Annotated in this window: 17 protein-coding genes and 1 tRNA gene; 5 read left to right on the top strand and 13 right to left on the bottom strand. The window is 47.7% G+C overall.

What is annotated here, in order from left to right; genetic code table 11:
• Positions 1-35 precede the first annotated feature (35 nt).
• The gene (locus IE117_RS20295; RefSeq protein ID WP_229581197.1) at positions 36-1,139 is read right to left on the bottom strand and encodes a glycosyltransferase family 2 protein; all 1,104 of its coding nucleotides are present in this window, start codon (positions 1,137-1,139) and stop codon (positions 36-38) included.
• A gap of 25 nt (positions 1,140-1,164) precedes the next feature.
• Entirely contained in the window at positions 1,165-2,166 is a 1,002-nt protein-coding gene (locus IE117_RS20300) for a lysylphosphatidylglycerol synthase domain-containing protein (RefSeq protein ID WP_189566553.1), read from the bottom strand.
• A 1-nt stretch (position 2,167) separates the two neighbouring features.
• Between IE117_RS20300 and ruvC the strand changes: the two genes are divergently transcribed.
• Positions 2,168-2,755 carry a crossover junction endodeoxyribonuclease RuvC gene (gene ruvC, locus IE117_RS20305; RefSeq protein WP_189566554.1) on the top strand — a complete coding sequence of 196 codons (588 nt, stop codon included), beginning with the start codon at positions 2,168-2,170 and terminating at the stop codon, positions 2,753-2,755.
• A 36-nt stretch (positions 2,756-2,791) separates the two neighbouring features.
• Here ruvC and IE117_RS20310 read toward each other — a convergent pair whose 3' ends face one another.
• A complete protein-coding gene (locus IE117_RS20310) occupies positions 2,792-4,810 on the bottom strand; it encodes a thioredoxin domain-containing protein (protein ID WP_189566556.1) in 2,019 nt (672 codons plus the stop codon).
• Between the two features lie 98 nt (positions 4,811-4,908).
• Positions 4,909-6,465 carry a T9SS type A sorting domain-containing protein gene (locus IE117_RS20315; protein ID WP_229581199.1) on the bottom strand — a complete coding sequence of 519 codons (1,557 nt, stop codon included), beginning with the start codon at positions 6,463-6,465 and terminating at the stop codon, positions 4,909-4,911.
• A gap of 196 nt (positions 6,466-6,661) precedes the next feature.
• Between IE117_RS20315 and IE117_RS20320 the strand changes: the two genes are divergently transcribed.
• From IE117_RS20320 to IE117_RS20335, 4 genes are all read left to right on the top strand, one after another.
• A complete protein-coding gene (locus IE117_RS20320; protein ID WP_189566560.1) occupies positions 6,662-7,123 on the top strand; it encodes a hypothetical protein in 462 nt (153 codons plus the stop codon).
• Between the two features lie 144 nt (positions 7,124-7,267).
• The gene (locus tag IE117_RS20325) at positions 7,268-8,059 is read left to right on the top strand and encodes a 3-keto-disaccharide hydrolase (RefSeq protein WP_189566562.1); all 792 of its coding nucleotides are present in this window, start codon (positions 7,268-7,270) and stop codon (positions 8,057-8,059) included.
• Between the two features lie 73 nt (positions 8,060-8,132).
• On the top strand, positions 8,133-9,449 hold the full coding sequence (locus IE117_RS20330; RefSeq protein WP_262893116.1) for an MFS transporter: 1,317 nt from the start codon (positions 8,133-8,135) through the stop codon (positions 9,447-9,449).
• Positions 9,450-9,468: 19 nt separating this feature from the next.
• Positions 9,469-9,543: transfer RNA gene (locus IE117_RS20335), tRNA-Val, on the top strand.
• 42 nt (positions 9,544-9,585) lie between these two features.
• On the opposite strand, the gene IE117_RS20340 is transcribed toward IE117_RS20335, so the two are convergent.
• From IE117_RS20340 to IE117_RS20380, 9 genes are all read right to left on the bottom strand, one after another.
• The gene (locus tag IE117_RS20340; protein ID WP_189566564.1) at positions 9,586-10,086 is read right to left on the bottom strand and encodes a hypothetical protein; all 501 of its coding nucleotides are present in this window, start codon (positions 10,084-10,086) and stop codon (positions 9,586-9,588) included.
• 52 nt (positions 10,087-10,138) lie between these two features.
• Positions 10,139-11,149 (bottom strand): hypothetical protein, encoded by a 1,011-nt coding sequence (locus IE117_RS20345; protein WP_189566566.1) that lies wholly within the window; start codon positions 11,147-11,149, stop codon positions 10,139-10,141.
• A 3-nt stretch (positions 11,150-11,152) separates the two neighbouring features.
• A complete protein-coding gene (locus tag IE117_RS20350; RefSeq protein ID WP_229581201.1) occupies positions 11,153-13,819 on the bottom strand; it encodes a hypothetical protein in 2,667 nt (888 codons plus the stop codon).
• Between the two features lie 33 nt (positions 13,820-13,852).
• Positions 13,853-14,572 carry a glycosyltransferase family 2 protein gene (locus IE117_RS20355; RefSeq protein WP_189567001.1) on the bottom strand — a complete coding sequence of 240 codons (720 nt, stop codon included), beginning with the start codon at positions 14,570-14,572 and terminating at the stop codon, positions 13,853-13,855.
• Between the two features lie 186 nt (positions 14,573-14,758).
• Positions 14,759-15,871 carry an acyltransferase family protein gene (locus tag IE117_RS20360; protein ID WP_229581203.1) on the bottom strand — a complete coding sequence of 371 codons (1,113 nt, stop codon included), beginning with the start codon at positions 15,869-15,871 and terminating at the stop codon, positions 14,759-14,761.
• Entirely contained in the window at positions 15,868-17,562 is a 1,695-nt protein-coding gene (locus tag IE117_RS20365; RefSeq protein WP_189566568.1) for a hypothetical protein, read from the bottom strand. The genes IE117_RS20360 and IE117_RS20365 overlap by 4 nt, the downstream gene beginning before the upstream one ends.
• Positions 17,559-18,479: a transketolase family protein gene (locus IE117_RS20370; protein WP_189566570.1), complete on the bottom strand. Its 921-nt coding sequence runs from the start codon at positions 18,477-18,479 to the stop codon at positions 17,559-17,561. The genes IE117_RS20365 and IE117_RS20370 overlap by 4 nt, the downstream gene beginning before the upstream one ends.
• Positions 18,476-20,473, bottom strand: coding sequence for an NAD-dependent epimerase/dehydratase family protein (locus tag IE117_RS20375; RefSeq protein ID WP_189566572.1), 1,998 nt, complete (start codon positions 20,471-20,473; stop codon positions 18,476-18,478). Before IE117_RS20375 ends, IE117_RS20370 begins: the two co-directional genes overlap by 4 nt.
• The gene (locus IE117_RS20380; protein WP_189566574.1) at positions 20,466-21,299 is read right to left on the bottom strand and encodes a transketolase; all 834 of its coding nucleotides are present in this window, start codon (positions 21,297-21,299) and stop codon (positions 20,466-20,468) included. Before IE117_RS20380 ends, IE117_RS20375 begins: the two co-directional genes overlap by 8 nt.
• Positions 21,300-21,434 lie beyond the last annotated feature (135 nt).

A 21,434-nucleotide genomic window follows, 5' to 3' on the forward strand; every position in this document is an offset into this window, starting at 1 on the left:
AATCAGAGAAAATTATTTATGAAGTTCTTATATTTCTAACTCAGTTCTCTTCCTTTCCACCTATACATTGGTTTTTGAGCGACGATCCCGAATAGTGTGACGTAGAATGGATAAAGGACTTGTACAAATAATATGTATATAATTGATTTCTCTTTTCTCAGAAAACTTAAAATAGTACCAATAAATAACCACTCTGGAATCCATTTTAAAAGGAAAATCGTCGCTATTTGTGGCCAGGAAAGCAAACCAAACAGTGACAGGCTTACCGCAATAAGTAAGGCAGCATTGCAGGAAAAGATGTAAACCGCCAAAGTAACACTCACCGGATTTTTGTAATGCTTCCACTTGCTGGCCCAGCGCTTTCGCTGTTGAAAAAAAACTTCCAACTTATGGTGTGGTGTGGTTCGAACAATGGATCTTGGGTCTTTCAGAAAAAAAATCTTCCCGGGGTGTCGTTCCGCAATTTTGTGCAATAAAAATTCGTCGTCACCTGAGGCAATATGTTCGTTTCCTTCGAAGCCCCCCACTTCTTCAAAAGCTATTTTCTCGTAAGCCAGATTTGCGCCATTGCACATCGAAGGATTGCCCGCTGCGATAGATGCAGCACCGCTGCCAATCAGGCTTGAGAATTCAATCGTCTGCAAATGGTCGGTTAAGGTAGTTTCTTTTATGAACGTAACGGGGCCGCTTATCAACTTGGCACCCGTGGATACATAAGCTTCGGCCAAACTTGCCAGCCAACCCGGACCAACCCGGCAATCACCATCAGTCGTAACAATAAGCGCTCCGCTTGCCCTTTTAAGTGCTGTTTCGATGGCTCGCTTCTTGGGAGATGCTGATTTTAAGCTTTGGTCCAATTCAATAATTTTTAGAGAAAGATGCGATTTCTCTTTGAAGGTTTCCAGTATATACGAAGTATTGTCAGTAGAACCATCATTGGCTATGATTACCTCGAATAAATTATGATCGTAAGTCTGTTGGGCAAGATCCATCAACAAAGCACCTATATGATTGGCCTCATTCCGTACCGGGATGATTACCGTGATTTTAACAGTAGGGGAGCCGATTTTCGGGACAACGGCCGGAATCTTCGACCAAAAGTACCAAAGTGTCAGAGTGAAAAGGGCGTAGGTTGCCATCAAAAGTACCATGGCGACGAAATAACTAGGCATACCGGACACTCCATTTGTATTTCCAGATGAAATAAACGCCTACCAACAGCGGCGCCAGAATATTCAATAGCCAGATCAGGAAGGTGGCAGCCATGACTTTTTCAGAGGAAACATGATAGGGTGCAAAAACATATAAGGCTGTAAATTCCCTGATACCCAGGTCACCGATTGCATTAATGGCAGGCAGAAGCGTTTTTACCAGATAAATCAACCCAACACTACTTATGGTGTCAAGCGTAGATACGGGAATTTCGAACAGGATGAATGCCATCGTAAACTGCGTGACAAAAACCAGGTAACGGATAAAACCCACGCTGAATGCGATGGTTAAATCCTTGCCTGAGTAATGCTTCACCACGGCCAGGTTTTTTTTAAGTTTGACAATCCATAAACGTTCACTCTTCCAGTTGAGCAAACGCTGACGGGAAAGCCCCAAAAGAATTCCGCCAATTAGGATAGTAATCAGCAAAGCACTGATAGACCAGGATAATTTCTTGGAAAATCCCAGAGAACTACCCGTCCAGAACCAGGCAATGCTGCCTCCAGCAATGGAAACATAGAACTGTATCCCATTGGAAACCAACGCTGCTCCCAGAGCTCGCAGCCTGGATTTTGCTTTTAATGAGGTGATGCGTCCGATTGTGTCACCCAATTGCGCCGGAACGGCAACGCCCACTGCCAGTCCGGTTAGGGTACTTCGGAACGCTTCTGAAAAAGAAATTCGAACCGCTTTTTGGGCAAGAAATCGCCACTTGATACTTTCCAGTGCCCAGTTCAATGGAACTAATAGGAAAAGTACCGCCAACGAAATGAGGTGCTTTTCGGTAAATAGAGTGCCAAGCAGCTGAAGTACCTCCGAAAATCCACTTTCAGGGTTTCGGAAAATCCTGAATACATAGCTGAAAATCAATAAGGTGACGATCAACTTAGCCAACCGCCACCACCTGTGTGTGGGTGATTTTTCTTTTGGCGGGAGGAGTTGGCTATCTTGCAAGATGATTAGTGTAAAACCAGCGGCTGAAAAGATAATATTAGGTGTAGATCCCGGAACTCAGGTGATGGGATATGGGGTGATTCAGGTTTCAGGCCAAAAGATCACACTGGTTCAATATGGGGTAATCAAGTTGAACAAATATACTACCCACGAACTGAAACTGAAGAAAATCTTTGAGCGGATGATCCAGGTCATTGATGAGTACCTGCCGGACGAAATGGCTATTGAAGACCCTTTTTATGGAAAAAATGCGCAATCCATGCTCAAATTAGGGCGTGCTCAGGGCGTTGCCATGGCTGCTGCTCTTTCGCGCGACATTCCCATTGTTGAGTATTCTCCCAAAAAAGTAAAGCAATCGGTGACGGGAAATGGAAACGCAAGTAAGGAGCAGGTGGCCTATATGCTGGAGAATATCCTGAACACCGAACTAAGCCGAGAGTTTATGGATGCCACCGATGGCATAGCCATTGCCATTTGTCACCACTACCATGCCGGCTCACCCGCATCGTCGGCCTCATCCGGTTCTGCTAAAAACAAAAAAGGAGGCTGGGGGGCGTTCGTTACCGAAAATCCCGGACGAGTGAAATAAAGCATTGGTACTTTGTGCCAAAAATGAGATGCCCTTTTAGTCAATTTTTGACAAAAGATTCATCGCCTCCTCCACGCTGAATACAGGTAGTTGGCAGGTTTTGTCATAGCAAACATAGATGGTCGTACGCCCTTCAATCGCAGTTCTGCCTTCCAATAATGGTAGATTGGATGTGCTTTTTGTACCTGCCATCACTCTGTTTGGGATAAAAAAACGATCGAAATCCTTTCTGAAATCATCCACCTCTGGGCCGATTATCACAATTTCCGCGGTTGGAGCGACCCGTTGGCAATAGAGGGCTGCCCAGTTGGTGCCCACCTGAATATCCGTGTTCAACAGGCGCGACATTTTATCTAACATCGAGTCTGCACTATCCACAAAATCTACCCGATCAAGTATTGTGCCCGTCTGGTAGAGAGCATGAGCCAGGATGGAATTTGAAGCCGGAATCACGTTGTCCAGCAGTTCTTTTTTTCGGGCGATCAAAGTTTCGGCCTTTTCATCGGTGAAAAAGAAGAACCCGTCAGATTCATCGTAGAAATTGGAAATCGCCTTATCCAGCAAGGTTTCTGCCAGGCGTAACCATGCTTCATCAAAAGTTATCTGGTAGAGGGCCACTAATCCCTCACTGACCGATGCGTAATCTTCCAGAAAACCGGGGATGGTGGCTTTTCCATTTTTGTAAGTATGATAGAGTGTACCATCCTTAAACATCTCATCCCGCAAAAAGGCCCCGAGTTGTACAGCTGATTCGCGGATGGTTTCATGACCAGACGCGCGATAGGCATCGACCAACCCTTTCAATAACAAACCATTCCAGGAAGCCAGGATTTTGTCATCCAGGCCGGGCCTGATCCGTGATTGACGGTGCGAGTGGAGTTTTTGCAAAGTCTCACGATAGTGATTTTCAAAGTTATCAAAATAAACTCCTTTGTTTTTGGCAACTATTTCAATGTCCTTGGTCAGGTGAAGGTGGTTCAGGCCGTGTTCCCAGTTTCCTGCATCGGAAATTTCGTAAAGCGACGCAAACCAGTCGAAATCATCACCCAGTACTTCTTTAAGTTCTTCTGCCTCCCAGACATAGTACTTTCCCTCGACGCCCTCACTATCGGCATCCAGAGCGGAATAATAACCGCCTTGCTCGTTCCTCATTTCCAGAGTTAGCCAGTCAAAGGTGTGCCGCAGCCGATCCTCATAGAGTGGGTTCTTGGTAAGCGAGTAGGCTTCGGCATAAACACTTAATAGCTGCGCATTATCATAAAGCATTTTTTCAAAGTGCGGAATAAACCATTCTCCATCTACCGAATAGCGGGCCCAACCCCCACCCACGTGATCATAAATCCCACCAAGCGCTATGCGATTCAGTGTAAGTTCAACCTGTGCCAGTGCTTCGGGATTTTGGGTCACATCATAGTACCGCAACAGGAATTTATAAATGGAAGGCATCGGGAACTTGGGGGCGCGATCCATACCGCCATCCATCTCGTCGAACCGGGCTTTTAATCGGTCGAACATCGCATCCAGTACCTCCACAGAGTATGCGGCGCCGTCAGATTGAAGGCCATATTTCTCCATCTCACTCATTTGTAAACTCTGTGCGAAGCCTTCTGCTGATTCAGTGAGTTCAGTGTGATGATTCTCAAACGCATTGCGAATGCTGTTTACCAATTGCACCCAGTTTTGGGGTGGGAGGTAGGTAACCCCATAAAATGGTTTCGCATCAGGCATTAAAAAGACGTTGAGCGGCCAGCCGCCGCGCACTCCCATCATATGCACTGCATCCATATAAATGGCATCAATATCCGGCCTTTCCTCCCGGTCTACTTTAATGCATACCAGGTTTTCATTCATTACTGCCGCCACGCTCTCCTGTTCGAAACTTTCACGTTCCATCACATGGCACCAATGGCAGGCCGAATAGCCGATACTTACCAGTATCGGTTTATTTTCGGCGCGGGCTTTAGCCAGTGCCTGTTCACCCCAGGGATACCAATCGACTGGATTGTGAGCATGCTGAAGAAGGTAAGGGCTGGATTCCTGGGCGAGATTATTCAATTTTTTGACGAGATTTGATTGATGAAATATAAGCGGGGGGCCGAAGGGAGCGTGATCGAATGTAAGGCGGGGAGAAATAGATAAACCGGACCTGCTGCTCACTCTACGAATACCCGCCTGGTGATTGAGGTACTTTCTGAACTAACCCTTACCAAATACATTCCACGCGGTAGCTTAGGTAGTTCCAGTTCATAGCGGAAATTGCCCTGCTGGGTTGCGGAAGTTTGTGTTTTCAGGGTAACTCCTTTTATATCCAGGAGTTCTATCTTGATTTCACTTTGGCTACTGGCGCTTACAAGGTCTATGTAAACCGATTTTTGTGCTGGGTTGGGGTAAACAGAGGCGACAGCCAGTGAAGAATCCAGGGCAGAAACGACGTCGGCCAGGTCGAATTGACATAGAAACACTTCACGTCCCTGCAAAGTAATCGTTTTTGTCCATTGCTTGTAATTAAGTTGGACCTGCGTTTGTTGCGATTCGCTGGCGTAGGTGTTTTGGGCAGCCACCAGAATGCGGCCATCCTTGACCACAGCGCGCCAGATTGGGTTTCGCCGTTCCATATGGTCGCGCGCAGACATAGGGATCACCAGCTCGTAATCGCCCCTGAACATATCGGCGAAGCGGGATAACCGGTAGAGGCCATTAATAAAATGCTCGTAGGTGGCATAGTTCTCCTGCTTGTTTCCCTCGAAAAAGGGGTTTTCCCAAAGCCACAATCCTTTGGCACCAGAAAAGAAAGGGAAAATAGCTGTGGCTTCGGCCATGAATTTCGGAATTAGGGGAGAGCCCGGCACGAAGCTGTCATGATACCTGAGCCAGACGAATGGTACGACAGGCTTATCGCTCCATGCACGGTTGACCTCGATCTGGAATAATAAATAAGATAAGTAATCCTTGCCAAGCGGGTTTTCGTAAGGATAGAAATAATAGGCTGAGGGCGAAAGTATGTTCATTTGATCATAAAACGGCCCGCCAATTTTCCCGGATTCATCCTGCATGAGAAAATGAGTCCGTTCCCGATTGGTCGTCCAGTCCTGCCAGCTGTTGCTGGTCACGTTAAGCCAGGTCCCACGCACCGGAACATCGCTATAACTGGTGACTTTGGTTGAGCCCGGAATCCCTTTGTTTTTCAAATACTTTGCTGCCTCAGCGTACCACCAGCGAATATCTTTTTTATAGGTGGAAAGGAATTTTTCATCGGTCAGGATGCGATACCCCTGGGCGATACGGTCATCGCGCTTTAGGGCCACGATGTCGCGGTCAAGCTCCTGAACCCGCTCAACGTCCAGGCTGATAATATCTGCCCTCGGAATGCCGCTGCCACGCGAATCATCAAAAAGATTTGCCATATCCCCAATGTATCGGTCCCAATGCTGGCGATAGATTAAGGTGTCATTGCCCCAGGGACTTTCCAGGCCAAGCACCGACCATGGTTGATTGGAGCCATCGATGCTTGCCACGCTATTCCATAACACGGCCCGGTTCTGGACGGGAAGACTGCTGGCTTCGGGACCGCTGAAAGCTGCGAGATGGCTGAACCCGTGTTTTAAGGGTTGCGATTCAGAATCGCCGAAGCGGGGGCCGTTGAAAATAATGGTAAATGGCAGGGAGAACTCAGGGAATTTTTTCCAGTCGATCCTATTGTTTTCTGACACAGGATTCAGGACAAAATCGGGAGAGCATGATTGGGAAAATACAATATTAGTACTGATAACCAACATGGTACCTATCAGTAGAAATTTGATATTTATAAAAAAACGCATAGGTGCGAGCATCGTTCGTAGTGTGTATTTCGTTACTTTTGCAAATAACAACACCAAACAGCATAATCCCTAACCGCAGTTATAGCCTATGAAAAGTGTAAAGTCCATACTGCTTGCAGCCTTGGTGCTGCTGTTTATCACATCCTGTGATAAGCAGTCAGCTGATCCCCAAAATCCTGATACTAACGTCACTAAAGACAAAGTACTGATCGCCAATCCCTGGCGATTAGTCAATATTACCGATGCTTCCGGAAAAGCAATACCCCAAAATCAACTTGGTCTCGAAACGTTAGCCATTTACCTGTTTGACATTCAGTTTTTCGATAACAACGTCACCAAAGCCCTCGACCGTACATCCCGACAAGTGGTAAATGGCGGCACATGGTACCTGGTCGAAAATGAACAAATTCTAGACATAGAGGTGAATCAGTTTAAAGGCAAGTTTGGGATAAAGGAACTGAGCCGGGCAAAAATGACCCTTAGTAACGAAATATCAGTGAAAGGAGTAAACCAACCGGCAAACCTGGTCTTTGAACCAGTAGTCAAGTGATGAATTAACGTTCGGAAAAGAAAGCGATGGGCACAAACCATCGCTTTCTTTTTTTATTTGGAGCTGGCTTTTGGTGAAATTGCCCGGAATTACGAATTTGCATGTCACTTTTCATTTCCTGTCAAATTCAATCAAAATATCGATATGCATAGTAAGTACATTACGCTTGGAATTTGCCTGGCGGGAATCTCTGCAGGGTATTCCTTCGCTCAGGATGTCCCCAAGCCGCCAAAAATGGTGCCCGAAATGACTGAATTCTGGGAGCCCGAAGTAAAGACCGTTGCCACACCAGAAAATGCCGCCCCATCGGATGCTGTCATATTATTTGACGGCAAAAACCTGAACGAGTGGGTATCGACGAATGACCCGGCCAAGTCTGCCCAATGGACAGTGAACAACGACGGTACCTTTACTGTAAAAAAAGGCACCGGGAATATCCAGACTAAACAATCGTTTCTCGACTACCAGATACATATCGAGTGGAAAGTACCTTCGAACATCACCGGCAAAAGTCAGGCCCGGGGCAACAGTGGTCTTTTCCTGGCATCTACCGGCAAGGACAATGACGGCTATGAACTGCAAATACTTGACTCCTATAATAATCGCACATACGCCAATGGTCAGGCGGGTAGTATCTACAAACAATCGCCACCCCTGCGAAACGCCACCAGAAAGCCCGGCGAATGGAATGTGTACGACGTAATTTTTACGGCTCCCCGGTTTAAAGATGACGGTACGCTATTTTCACCTGCCCGGGTAACGGCAATTCACAACGGGGTAGTTGTGCAAAACAATACCATTCTTCAGGGGCCAACACAGTACATCGGCTTGCCTTCCTACAACAAGCCACACGGGAAATCGCCAATCAAACTTCAAGACCACGGTGATCCCAGCGAGGCGATCAGCTTTCGGAATATTTGGGTAAGAGAACTCTGAGACATCTCTAGGGGAAGGATGAGGGAACATAGATAGCTCCCATTCTTCCCCTAATTCAATTCAACAAAAACCATTGCTAAAAAAAAACGACCCTCGCACCATCAATGCCTGGTGCATGTACGACTGGGCAAATTCGGTACATGCCCTGGTAATCGTGTCCAGCATTTTTCCCGTTTATTTCAGTGCCACCGCGCTCAATGCGCAGGGTGGAGATATCATTGAGTTTTTGGGCATATCCATCAAAAATTCAGTACTTTTTTCTTATACGGTTTCTTTTTCCTTCCTGCTGGTAGTGCTGTTGATCCCGTTCTGCACGGCCATTGCCGACTATACGGGCCGGAAAAAGGTATTCATGAAAATATTTTGTTATTCGGGAGCAGTCTGCTGCGGATTACTGTATTTTTTTACTCGCGAAACTACCACTTTTGCAGTCATAGTTTTCATGCTAAGTCTGGTCGGGTGGTCCGGAAGCATTGTGTTTTATTATTCCTTTCTACCAGAAATTGCCACCGAAGACAACTACGACCGTTACAGCGCACGGGGCTTTTCACTTGGGTATGTCGGCAGTGTATTGTTGCTGCTCTTTAACCTTACAATGGTACTCTTCCCGGATTGGTATGGAATCACCGACAAATCGTTGCCCGCCCGGATCTCGTTTTTGACCGTGGGAGTTTGGTGGGTACTTTTCGCACAAATTCCATTCAAGTACCTTCCCAACAATACTTTCGATAAGAAGCCTGACGGCAACTGGCTGTTTAAAGGCTTCGGGGAACTTCGGAAAGTATATGGGCAGATGCGCACCCAGGAGTACCTGCCCAAGTACCTTACCGCATTCTTCATTTTCAACATGGGCGTTCAGACGGTGATGTATGTAGCAGCCATGTTTGGAGCCAACGAGTTGAAGCTTCCATCTCAGAGCCTGATCACCACCATTTTGCTGATCCAGATCGTGGGGATTTTGGGCTCTTACACTTTTTCCTACCTCTCTTCCCTGGTGGGAAATATATATGCCCTGATGATCGGCGTGGTGATATGGATCGGGATTTGTGCCGGGGCTTATTTCATTACTCAGGAGAGCGAATTTTACGTGCTGGCGGCCGTGGTCGGGATGGTCATGGGGGGAGTTCAATCCCTCTCGCGAGCTACTTACTCCAAGCTGATCCCGGAAGACACTGAGGATACCGCCTCCTATTTCAGCTTCTATGACGTTACCGAGAAATCATCCGTTGTGATCGGAACCCTCGTGTATGGATTTGTAGAACAGATAACAGGCAGTATGCGCAACAGCGTGTTGGCCCTGATGATCATCTTTATTGGCGGATTGTTGCTACTTTCCCGCATTCCATCCCAAAAAGTCTATCGCTTCCGCTTGCAGAATCCGGCAAATTAGTATCTTTGCACCCAATCGAAGGATGTTAGCTCAGTTGGTTCAGAGCGCCGCCTTGACAGGGCGGAGGTCAGCGGTTCGAGCCCGCTACGTCCTACTGAAGTTAAGAATCCCGAAGACGCTAAGTCTGCGGGATTTTTTATTTATAACTTCCCAACCGGCCAGCCTCATGACCCGAAATGACCAACCGTCGTTTGTTTTTCACCGTGATTCTATCGCCGATCAACTTTCTGGCAAGCAGTCCTCCACCCGCAAGCAATCCGCTAATCAAAAGCGTATTGGTCCTGAATTTGCCCGTATTCACAAGATCAGCTACCAGATACTCCGCACCCGCAATGGGTAGGATCTGCTCGTATTTATACCGTAGGGGGTACCACCTTTTTGTTTTATCGTCTACCAGAAGGGCAGAAATATCATTCACTGGCAATTTCCAGGTGGGGAATACGATCAGGCTGTCCTCAAACCCCTGTATTCGCTGGGTGATAGGCTGTTTGCTACCATTAATGTTGAAAGAAACGTCGTCTCCACTTCGATAGGTCGCGTATCGGGAGTCATTTTTTACGAACAACAATGATTTTTGACTATACGCCCAGGAATTCATACCAATAATCCCCAGTATTATCAGGTAGCAATTTCTCATTAATCCTCTTTTAGTGTGTGTTGAAGATCGGCAGGGTTAGCTACCGGGAAATCTAAATTCCGCCAATTCCCAGAACCTGCTGATTAACTTTTTCGAGCCATAATCGCTGCCCAGAACAGGACCAGTGCGAGTCACCAGTCAGGTAAGCGCCTGAACCCACATTCATGAATTCATGGAGAATCTGAACTGATGGCACGTCAAGTTCAGGGTGCTGACTGATTCTTTCAATGATGTGGTTATAGGCGCCGTAGTTGGGCATAAGTACGGTTGCTTTGTTGGGAATAACTGAGAACCAAACCTGGTCGAAACCCATGTTTTTTAATAGCATTTCATCATAATTGATGACAACCACCAAAGAGTCGACCTCTGAGTCAGGCACCGTATTGTAAGAAGAATTGATCAGCGTGCTGTCGGTGTCCTCATAGTAGGCCAAAGTACTGCCATCGCCTGAGAGGGTTACCTTAGGATCGGTACGATCAAAAAACCTTTGGTTAATCCAGCTTTTTAACTCTTTGAACCTAAGTATTGGGTCAAACTGGAATAGAATAGTGTTCAACCGATCTTCCACGCCATCGGATGCAAACATGCGGTCGAGCCGGTGCATAAAACGTTCATCACCTGGTAGTTGGATAAAAGTCGACGAATCAGGAATGAGGTTGGAAATGGGCGTACCAAAATGCGGACGGACATTTCGTTCAACCGATTCGAGCAAAATGATATTGGTGAAAGCCGTGTCAAGTTTGAAATGCAGGTTTTCGCCCCAATGCGCCCAATAATATCGGGTAACTGCAAAATCAGAAGAGTCAACTCTCTGCCTTTCTGTAAAACTATCGCCAATAAGGTAAAAGGCAATTTTTTGCCTTGGCTCCGGGAGTGTAATCCCCGGACACTCCTGCTTCGGATCCCTGAATTCTGCTAAGTTGGAAAGGCGATACAAATCCCCATACCGATAGTCGTCGGGGATGATTTCATTCTTGTAAAGTGTGAAAAGTATTTCATTGCTGCATCCGGCCAGCCAGATCAGCCCGAAAATCAGCAAAACTATGACGCGAAGAATTTTCATCTATCAACGTATTTTAATGGTCCAGGCCTTGTATTTCCCGGCTTCCCGGGCGAAGATAAATATTTTGTAATAGGAAGGCTGGTAGGATATTCTGACTGGCAGATCGGAGGGGATAGGTTTGTCGCCCAGACGGCGTCCCGTCAGATCAAATATGGAGGTGTAACCGCCCGAGCTGATGGAGATAAAGCGATTGTCGACCCCAAAATAATGGTATTGTAAGACTGAATTAGGCGCGATGTTTTCAATTTCGAATAATTCGCTTCCGTTCTGGTCCAGAATAGCTGCCTTGGTATTTGATATTCGCAATAAAAGCCAATCCAGGGAGTTTTGATCAAACAGGGTGCTAAACCGTGAGGAGGATTCTGGCCGGTATAGTTGCCGGCGTTCAAGTACTTTCCCCCCAAGGTCGGCCCGGAGCAACTCCCCAAGAGTGCTTACACCTACCAACTCAGGTTGGCCGGTGGCGGCATTTTGCGACCAGGAGAAGGCACTGGATATCCGGGTAAGCATATCCACAGGAAACCCGGGACGTATGGAGCCGTCTTCTTTGATCAAATAAATCAGACCATTGTCCTGGGTAACAATCAGCGACCGGCTACCCAACTGATTCAACGATACGAGGGGTAGTTTCAAACCCGAAAAACTCTTGAATCTATTGATCTTGATGGGTACTTTACCGGCACTTTCCCACAAGAAAATATTCTCCGCGGCATCGATTACCACAAACCGGCTGCTGCCCTCACTACCCCCTTCAATTCGAATCAACCTACTGATGTCCTGCCCGGAGGGTATTCCAATTCGTATCGGTGTCACTAAGCCATTATCATCTTCGTCAATCGCGTACAGACTGTTAGCCGTGGCCAGAATGAGTTGTTGACGCCCGATATTCAGGAAGTCCACTCTCAGTGGGGCATCGACCAAAGGCCCATCCAGCAGGGTGATCGGGAGCGTTTTATCATATCCCGGATTGGGACGAAGCAACTGATGTTTCTCATCGGTCAATAATAATTGAGATGCACCCGCGTCCTGGTTCTGTGATATGGCTATCAGGCCTTGATTCCCTTCTGCCCACTCAATCTCTCCGGCCAGAAAAGTCCGGTTAAGTACCTTGCCGGACGTGCGTCGTTTTTTGGGTAAAATTGATATTTTTGGAACGACGATCCGCCCGTCGAGCACACTCTCAAAAAGGATACTTTCGACATTGTCGGAAAATATACCTCCGGCGTTGGACGTGGTCCCCATCTTACGTAAACTAGCTACCATCGAAACCTGAGCTGGTAGCTGCCGGGATATAAAAATGCTATCGAGTTCAGGAGATTGCTGCCAGGTGATACGATTCTCGAAGTCAGAAATGTAATTCCGTAGCCCCTGCGAGCTATTGCTCAGCACAAGGTAAGGCGCCACGTAGGTTATGTAGGATCTCGGGAATCCGCCGAACATCGGGCCGTAAAGCGCCGCCGGAAGTTCCGCGATCGGAACGGAGAAAAGGTCATAACCCTGGTATTTGTCAAGCGACACGTTCGATTCGTTGGTAGAGAGCCTGGCTAATTTGGTAAGTACCCCCTTCAACTTTTCATAATTACTGTATTCAATCAGGGCAATTTTCCCGTCCGTAATGCTATTATTGCCCTCAATCTGACAAAGTATCAGTTCGGAACCCACGTTATTGACAAGTACCTGCCGCTCGTTACCAATATGATATTTTAATTTATCCCAGGCAGGTGAGGATTGATCGTCGTGCCAGTCTTCAAAGTTTTCCTTGAAATCCAGACTATCTCCGCTCGCTATCCGATAGAACATGGAAGTTTTCTGAGAGATAAACCGATGGCTCCGAAAAGCCTTTCCTTTCTGCCCGTTCAATATTTCATTAAGGTAACTAGTTCCTGTTTTTCCTCCTCCTGATTCGAATATGGCTCTGGAATCATTGTTCTCGACCAAGTGAAAATCCTGTAATGCCGGAAGTAGTTTATAGTATTCAGAGATGGCGGGCTGGGACGAGAGGGAGTTGGAAAGCAAATTTTTCCAGATTGTACTTTTCAGGTATAGATTCATTCCATAACCGGAATCGTCCGCTTTTTGAAATTCCGCTTCAAGCGGAAACTGGCTTACGGATTCACTCGTCCGCCGAACTACATCCTCGATCAAATCGCCGTACTGACTTACTATCAGGTAGTTGTCCTTGATTATGTAAGAGCAGACGGGCTTGGAGTTAAGGTCGTTAATATCGGTAATGCTTTCTCCCTGATACGAATGTCGAAGTACCCTGACATCCTGGCGATTTGGCTTGGACCACCAGTTCACCTCCATCTCGTTTGCCAGCGGAACATACAGTATCAAGCCAAACCCCGAGGATGTTCGGGGATGGTACGAATAGGTAAGGTTTTTTTTTCGAAGGGTCCGTTCGAAAACCCGCTCATCGGGCGTTATCCAAAGCAGAAGGGATAGACTCCCCCCAGCCTCGTTGACCAAAGGGAACTGTTTGACGTTGATGGCTGATTCGGTGACCAGGAAAGTAGAATCCTGCAGACGGTTGCTGGTGATCACGGCCGAAGCATTGGCCGGAATATATTTCCATGCGGCCAGCGAACGCCCGTCCCTCATTAAAAAATAGGTAGCCACCGCCAGAATGGCGACTATTAAAACCGGGATCGCAAGTTTTTTCAGAGGCAAAGTTTATAAGGTATTCTGAATAATGTAGCTTAGTTAGTGCCGAAGCGCTTTTACCTTATCGTTTAATTCAATACGAAAGCGGAGAAGTTCACGAAAACTTCGCACGCAGACTTTCCAAAGATTCCATTTTACGATCGAGACCTCACCCGTTTCACGATCTTTGTGCGTGATGGGTATATCATACAGCTTCTCGCCGGATTTCTTAGCCATCACCGCCAGGAAAATATTAGGGGCAAAAGGCTCAGGGTCGGGTAGTTGCTGTAATAATTTTTTCAGGAAATTACCCTCGATCAATCGGAATGGAATGTTACTGTCCAGAATGTAGGTGCCGTACACAGTGGAAATCGTTCCGCGAAGTACTCTCGTGATGAACAGCCGGACCGTAGCGTCGTGGCGGATTTCACGGTAACCCAGAATGAACCTGGACTCATTCCGTTTTTCCCAGAGCTTGTCAAAATCGTCGGTAATGAACTGATCATCGCTATCCGTCTGGAAGACATGTTGGGAGTTCAGCGCCACCGCTTTCTTATATCCATTGACCACGGCATTGCCGTGCCCCCCATTGGGTTGATTAACGACTGTAAGCCTTGTATTGCTTACTGCCATCTTGGTCAGGAGTTCTCCAGTGCTGTCCTTGGAGCCGTCGTTAATGACGATCAGGGTCGTCTCATCGTTCGGAAATTTATTTTTCAGGAAATCCGTCCAGTTTGCCACGACTTTCTCGATGCAGTCGGCTTCGTTGTAGGCGGGCATTACAATGCTTAGTAACAAGGTATTGGTGGTTTGTTTAGTTGGTAAGTTTTTTGAGATGAGACGGAGCGTTTCCTTCTACGATTCATAGTCTGTTTACTGGAAACTCACTAGTGAAAAAGTGCCTCAGCTTTGTGCTTTTATAATAGCTCTGCAAAATTAGGGAAATAGATTCAGGTTCCCGCATCCTTAGCGTGCGTAACGGTCTTTCAGGTTATTGATGGGTTTTTCAACAAACTGCCAGGATAGGGCAGCCAGCAATGCGGTAAGCAAAAAGAAAAAGGCCATTTGGAAGGCCAGAGTATCTGCCACAGCCGGTATCCATTGTTGAAATTTATTCAGCAACCGCAGGGTAGGGTGCCCTGGCTGAGTGTGAAAATGATTATAGACAAAGTTGTGATACAGGTACATTCCGTAACTGATCTTGCCCAGATAATTGCTTACCGGATTTTCCAGAAACCACTTCATGAATCCTCCGAACCCCAACACTGCCTTTCCGATCAGGAAGGCACAGAATACGGAACTTACAAAACGGTCGACGACGTCGTTGGCTATGTTATGGAGTTCGACCTGAGATTTTGACCAAAAGACCACCAGAATCCAGGCGGCCAATCCGACCACAATCCAAATCGGATTGATGAATATTCTGGTGAAGAGTTCCGGACGCCTCAATTGCGCCCAGGCCATCAGGCCTCCCAGCCCGAAAGAATCAAGGCACATGGGCATTGACACGTAATTGACCATCCATTCGTAACCAGCCAGATAGAAATACAGGCGTAAGGCCACGCTCAGGATAACCATGGTGACCAGACTGGTCAATAACCATTTTCGTGGAACCAGAAATATTAAAAACGGAAAGAAAATATAGAATTGTTCTTCCACCGCCAACGACCAGAAGTGGTCAATGACACCCATCCAATGCTGGTTGAATGCAATATAGATATTGGTGGCGTACAGCAAACACCAGCCAATGGTGTCCCGAACCGGAGGTACGTCCAGCGCGAAAAGTACGGCGACTGTAAGGTAGTAGATTGGAAAAATGCGGAGCGTCCGCCGAATGAAAAACTTGCGGAGGTACTTTCCCATGCCGCCCTCCTGTCCTTCGTTCTTCTCACGGCTTACCATCAAAATTCTGGTGATCAGAAAGCCGCTCAGGACAAAAAACAACGTTACGCCCAGTGGCCCATAGGGTACCACATTAAACTCCGCCAGCCAATGGTCCACCAGAACCAGCGCGACTGCAACAAAGCGAAGGCCGTCCAGCTGAATGAGGTATCCTGTGTTAGTTGCGCGCGTTTTCACCAGTTTGTTTGAATACTTTTTCCCTCAACCTGCAGGGTGGTGACAGAATCTTTTCCCATCAGAATCCCGACGCGCTCACCTTGCTTCCATAGTAAGCCAAGTGCGTAGCGGCCCTTGGCTACTTCCGAGAAAGGTATTTCGGCGAAAAAGCCGGGTGAGAAATAGGTCTGGTGCAGGAAGAGTTGTTTACGGTTTGTATTTCGGCGGCGCAGGGCAGGGTAGAGGTAATACCTTTCTGACGAGCTAAGCACAAAATATACTCCGCTATCCTGTAGACGCTGGCTGGAATAGTTGGAATTGCTTATTTCGATAGCCTGTGAGGTTGGCTCAATGGTAGTGGATTGAGCCAAGCCCGTCAGTCCGGCTGTGCTGCCCGCAAAGGATTGGCGGGAAGCGGTGCTAATCAAGGGTAATAAATCATCATAAAAGACAGGGGCATTCTCCACCAATTTTCCAGCCAGCGTCGTGTCTGCGGGCGCCGAGAGCGTGCGATCCGGAAAAGTCCAGTTAAAGCGTTGGGTAGTTTGGTACTTGCGGAGATTGTAAGCATCCACCAGATGATAATGATAGCTGAAAATGGAATAAAGGGCATTCAGGAATACTATTCCAGAAACGTATGGCGAGAGGAAACTACCGCGAATAGGAATGACCACATAAAGATAGGCGACCAATAAGAGCAGGAAAGAGTAAATTTTGTACCGGCTGGTGAGCAAACCCTCCAGACCAAATCCAACCCGCGAATAAACGACGATCAACGCGGTGCCTAATACAAAAAGGATGACACCCAGGCAAAAAAGATCGGTGATTTTAGCAAAATCATATTCGTAGCGGTTTCGGACCAGGCTAAAAACTGTCGCAAATCCTATGGAAACGGCAACCAGGAACAGGATCGCTCCCAAAATCAAGCACGCTTGCGGATGATTTTGCACTGGAAATGCTTCGGCAAATGAGCCGAGAAAATACAAGTACCCCTTGACGAATGACCCAACGCCGAAATGGGTATCCGGATTAGCTGGCGACCGTTGAAAGTTAAAAAAATAGACTGTCACATAGCCTGCGCTCACGGCCAGCCAAACGACAAGGCGCCGCCAACGCGGGGCCAACAAGAGTAAAACAGAACCGATAGGGAGGACCAAAAGGCCGTTACCGCTCGTGAGGCAGGCCAGGGCGGCCAGTACCAGGGAAAGTAGGAATGGTCCCCGCCGCCTCGAAATGCTGCAATACAGAGCCCAGACTGAAAACACAACTACCCCGAAATTCTGGACTGCTGCCATACCCCAATACATATTCTCGTAATGGGAAAGCGTAAGCCAGATGAACGGAATGGGGATCAGCGTATAAAATGGCTTATTGTTGTTTTTTAAAACTACCCACCAAAGCGCGATCATTCCCACCAGAATGATGTTGCCGTAAAGCATTAACCGCTTGAAGTTAAGAGCGCCGAAGATCTCAAAATCCAGCAGGGCGATAAAGCGAGTAATTGTAATGCGGTGTTCGTTATGCTGACGGAAAAGAGCCTGCACCTTACCTGAAAAATCAGGGGCCTGCAGGTATTCGAGCAGAAATGCTTTTAAGGCATGGTCATCCCATTTCGGAATGTTGATCGCATAGTACTCCCATACCCAGAAAAAAATTCCAACCGGGATGAGCAACGTCAGGCTAACGAGAAATTGGGAAGCCCGCTGGCTCATACACGCTGTGGTAAGTTGAGAAGAACAGTCTCGATGCTTTCGGCATCGAGGTGCGCGTTTTTTTGGTGGAACTGCTGGCTGCCGTATTTGTGGTCAGGGTACCCTTCTGCCCGTAAGCTGACAAACGTTTCGGGCCGGATACCGTTCTCTAGCAACTGCACTGAGAGTTGCTGGGCCAATCCACCCGTACTGACGTGCTCTTCGGCAATAACAATTTGGGAGCAGTTGTGAAGGATTTTCCGCACGTCCTCAGGCATGGTAAGTGGGAAAGTGTTGGCAGCCAATACTGTGACATGTCTGCTCAAATCCTCATTGCCCGTTACCGCCATCAGAGCATTATTAGTGATGGGGCCAAGGGTGACCACCGCAGTCTCTGCCCCCTCCGAATGATGAACGATATTGAATGAGCCCGATTGGTGGCTGTTTTCCGGTGTCAGTTTTCCGGCTCCAAGTCGCAGGTAGGCCGGACGAGCAGTAGACGATATATTTTTTACTATCGTGTCAATTTCATCAGAAAATGCAGGGACGTAGGATGTGACATTCTGCAATCCGCTGAGGCAGGCCAAATCTTCCAGAGTATGGTGGCTGCTGCCCATGATCCCATAACCGTATCCACCGCCATTGGCAACCAGAAATACGGGCAAATTATGAAAGCAGACATCGTTGCGGAATTGTTCGAGACAGCGATAAACGATAAATGGGGCAATACTGTAACAGAAGACTTTATAGCCCTTATAAGCCATTCCAGCCGCCACACCTACCATATTTTGTTCGGCCACGCCTGCGTTGATAAAACGCTTGCCCAGCGTTTCACGAAGGTTTTCGAAGGCATTGTATCCCAGGTCGCCGGTAATGAAAACAATGGACTCGTCCTCGGCTGCCAACTTTTCTATGGATTGCGAAAATTCTACTCTCATTTGTTCAGTTGTTTGACCAATGCCCGGATTTCATCGGCCGATTTGTACGCCTTAGGTCCTCGTCGGATGCGGGTACGAATGAATTTAGGGCGTTTTTTAGTCTCCTCAAATATCTTGGCAATATATTCCCCCAGAAAGGAAATGCCCAGAATGGTCAGGCCGCCAAAAAAAACTACCAGGATTATAACGGTGGAAATGCCGTAAGGTGTGCGAGGGTCAAAATCCATTAGACGGGCTGCAATTTGCCAGATGATCCCAAGGAAGGACAGTCCTGTCAGGAAGAAGCCTGCATAACTCATCAGTTCCAGCGGTGCGAAGCTAAAAGAGAAGATAGCCTTTTTGGCCCACCAGATATTTTTCCGCCAGTTATTGGTTGACACGCCAAACATTCGTTCGGGCCGAACATAAGGGACGCCAGTCTGCTTGAAACCTACCCATGCTCGCAGTCCGCGAAGAAACTGTTCAGTTTCCGGCAAATCCACCAATTCTTTAACCACCTTTCGGTCGATCAGCGAGAAGTCACCCGCGTCCCGTGGGATCGTGATATAGCTGAGATTCTGAAATATTTTATAGAAAAGCTTGTAGAAAAAATGAACCTGAGGCTTCATTTCCCGCTGCGTTCTGACGCCGTACACGACATCGAAGCCTTCATTCCATTTTTCATAGAATGCAGGGATGATTTCGGGCGGGTCCTGCAAGTCGCCGTCCATCAGCACCACGGCGTCGCCGGTGGCGATCTCCATGCCGCTTAAAAAAGCCGACTGTGAACCGAAATTTCGCGAATGGCTGATACCGACTACGTTGGGGTCCTGATCGCAAAGCGCATCGATTACCTCTTCCTGATTGTCAGGCGAATTGTCATTTACAAAAATAATCTCGTATCTGACTTTCAGGTCGTTAAACATCTTTACCAATCGCTCATACATGAAAGGAATTGCCTGGGCATCCTTGTAGCAAGCGATGATTGCGGTAATGACCGGATTCAGATAGGGATTTTCGAAAGCAGGAATGATCCGGTTTTCATATCCTGTGCTTTCCTGCCAGTCTCGTGTTTTGGTCAAGCCTTCTGCCAGCGGGGTCGTGGCCTGCCACCCCAAATCGGCCTGGATATTGGCAGGGTCGCCATACCAATCGGCCAGATCCCATTTGCGGTTGGTCATACTACCCCATTCCGGCTGAATCTGTAAATTGAACAGCCCCCGGGTTACTTCGACTAATTCACCGATGGTGGTTTTTTGCCCTGTCGCCACGTTGTACGATTTGCCTCGGTTGCTGGCACCTACGCCCAGCGCCGACATAACGAAAGCGTCCAGGCAGTCGTCAATAAAAACGAAATCGCGGCTGATGTCCGGTGAAACGAACGATGGCAATTGCCCATGCCGGGCTTTTTCAATGAGCCGGGGAATCAAACGGTCAGGCTCTTCCCAGTATCCATATATCGAATACAACCGCAAATTCAAGGTATTCAACCCTTTGGTTTTGGCGTAAAATTCGAGCAGGTAGGCGGCAGAGACTTTTGATACAGCGTAATGACTGTTTGGCTCCACCCGATCCTCCTCCGTTGGAGCAGTGCAATTAAAACCATATTCCGAACTGCTGCCGGCGTGTATGTACACGGATTCGGTCATACAATTTTCCAGCAAATTTACCGTGCCGACGACGTTGGTTTCATACGTCAGATTGATATTGTTCTGCTTACTATAGGCGCCGTAGGCAGCCAGGTTGAATATGGTGCGGGGCTGGTACTTTTCAAATACCTCCTTGACCGAATTCTTGGATAGAACATCGCAGTGGACGACGTTTTCAAAAGGAACGTCAAGTGTTTTTAACCGCCAGGCACGCGTGGCATCATGCGTGAGCGCGTAGCAATCCTTCCGCAACTTGAAAATTTCGTGAAAAAGATTGACGCCTATGAATCCGCTGGCCCCGAAAACGAAAATCGGACCTTTAAGCTGCAGAATTTTTTCGGAAAGCGTTAGCGGCTGCTCAGGCATGAATTGCGGGGCTAAGGTACTTATCGCTGATCTCCCTTGTGGCCATTTCGTATTGTTCCGGGTTCATCGGCAGGTAGTGCCATTCCAACTTATCTTCCATATACGAAACGCCCTTGCCCTTTACAGTGTGGGCGATTATAGCCTTGGGCAGGCCGTTTTTATGGGTTTTCAACTCATTCAAAGTACGGTCGATTTCGGCGATGTCGTGGCCGTCGATTTCGATGGTCTCAAACCCGATAGCCCGCCACTTGGCCGGATCAGCGGTGTCGCCCAGCACTTCGGCAGTCGTGCCAAAGCCCTGCAAGCCGTTCTTATCCACGTACATAAACAGGTTGTCCAGTTTGTGCTGCAAGGCAAAGTGGGCCGCTTCCCAGGTAGTTCCCTCGTTTGTCTCCCCATCGGACAACAGCGCGTAGGCGTAGCTATCTTCCCCCAACAGCTTGGCGGCATGGGCTATGCCTGCGGCAATGGGAAGACCATGCCCAAGCGATCCTGTGGCGAATGGAATGCCAGGATATTGGCCGGGTGCCGGATGGGCAGGCAGCGAAGTACCATCTTTGTAATATGTTTCGAGATCTTCGTTGCTGATTTCACCCAAATGATTGAGACAGGCATACAGCGATGCGGCAGCATGGCCTTTTGAGAGTAGAAAAGTATCGGAAGGTTTTTTATTTAAAATAAGGACTCCGATCATCAGATCGATGCAGCTAAGCGAGCAACCTATGTGGCCAGCGTGGGCCTGGTTGTACAGGCTCAGAATTTTCAGCCTGAGCTGTCCGCTGAGCAAAGCGGGGTCGGAGGTTTCCGGATGAACGGGGTGTGTCATATCGTTTCGTGGACGCAGGTCGCGGATGGCTAATCAGCCGCAAAAGTACGGTTCTTTTTGGTTGATAGGGACAGAAATGGTAGTAAATCTTAATTGGCACGAGCAGGCGAGCAATTCATTTAAAATAGAAAACAT

Origin of the sequence: Persicitalea jodogahamensis, assembly GCF_014651615.1 — a bacterium.
Taxonomy (GTDB): domain Bacteria; phylum Bacteroidota; class Bacteroidia; order Cytophagales; family Spirosomataceae; genus Persicitalea; species Persicitalea jodogahamensis.

What these genes read in the sequence shown, in the direction of transcription:
- ruvC (WP_189566554.1), top strand. Translation starts at nt 2,168, where the DNA reads ATGATTAGTGTAAAACCAGCGGCTGAAAAGATAATATTAGGTGTAGAT.
- IE117_RS20345 (WP_189566566.1), bottom strand. Translation starts at nt 11,149, where the DNA reads ATGAAAATTCTTCGCGTCATAGTTTTGCTGATTTTCGGGCTGATCTGG.
- IE117_RS20375 (WP_189566572.1), bottom strand. Translation starts at nt 20,473, where the DNA reads ATGCCTGAGCAGCCGCTAACGCTTTCCGAAAAAATTCTGCAGCTTAAA.
- IE117_RS20320 (WP_189566560.1), top strand. Translation starts at nt 6,662, where the DNA reads ATGAAAAGTGTAAAGTCCATACTGCTTGCAGCCTTGGTGCTGCTGTTT.
- IE117_RS20325 (WP_189566562.1), top strand. Translation starts at nt 7,268, where the DNA reads ATGCATAGTAAGTACATTACGCTTGGAATTTGCCTGGCGGGAATCTCT.
- IE117_RS20380 (WP_189566574.1), bottom strand. Translation starts at nt 21,299, where the DNA reads ATGACACACCCCGTTCATCCGGAAACCTCCGACCCCGCTTTGCTCAGC.
- IE117_RS20340 (WP_189566564.1), bottom strand. Translation starts at nt 10,086, where the DNA reads ATGAGAAATTGCTACCTGATAATACTGGGGATTATTGGTATGAATTCC.
- IE117_RS20370 (WP_189566570.1), bottom strand. Translation starts at nt 18,479, where the DNA reads ATGAGAGTAGAATTTTCGCAATCCATAGAAAAGTTGGCAGCCGAGGAC.
- IE117_RS20355 (WP_189567001.1), bottom strand. Translation starts at nt 14,572, where the DNA reads ATGCCCGCCTACAACGAAGCCGACTGCATCGAGAAAGTCGTGGCAAAC.
- IE117_RS20365 (WP_189566568.1), bottom strand. Translation starts at nt 17,562, where the DNA reads ATGAGCCAGCGGGCTTCCCAATTTCTCGTTAGCCTGACGTTGCTCATC.
- IE117_RS20295 (WP_229581197.1), bottom strand. Translation starts at nt 1,139, where the DNA reads ATGGCAACCTACGCCCTTTTCACTCTGACACTTTGGTACTTTTGGTCG.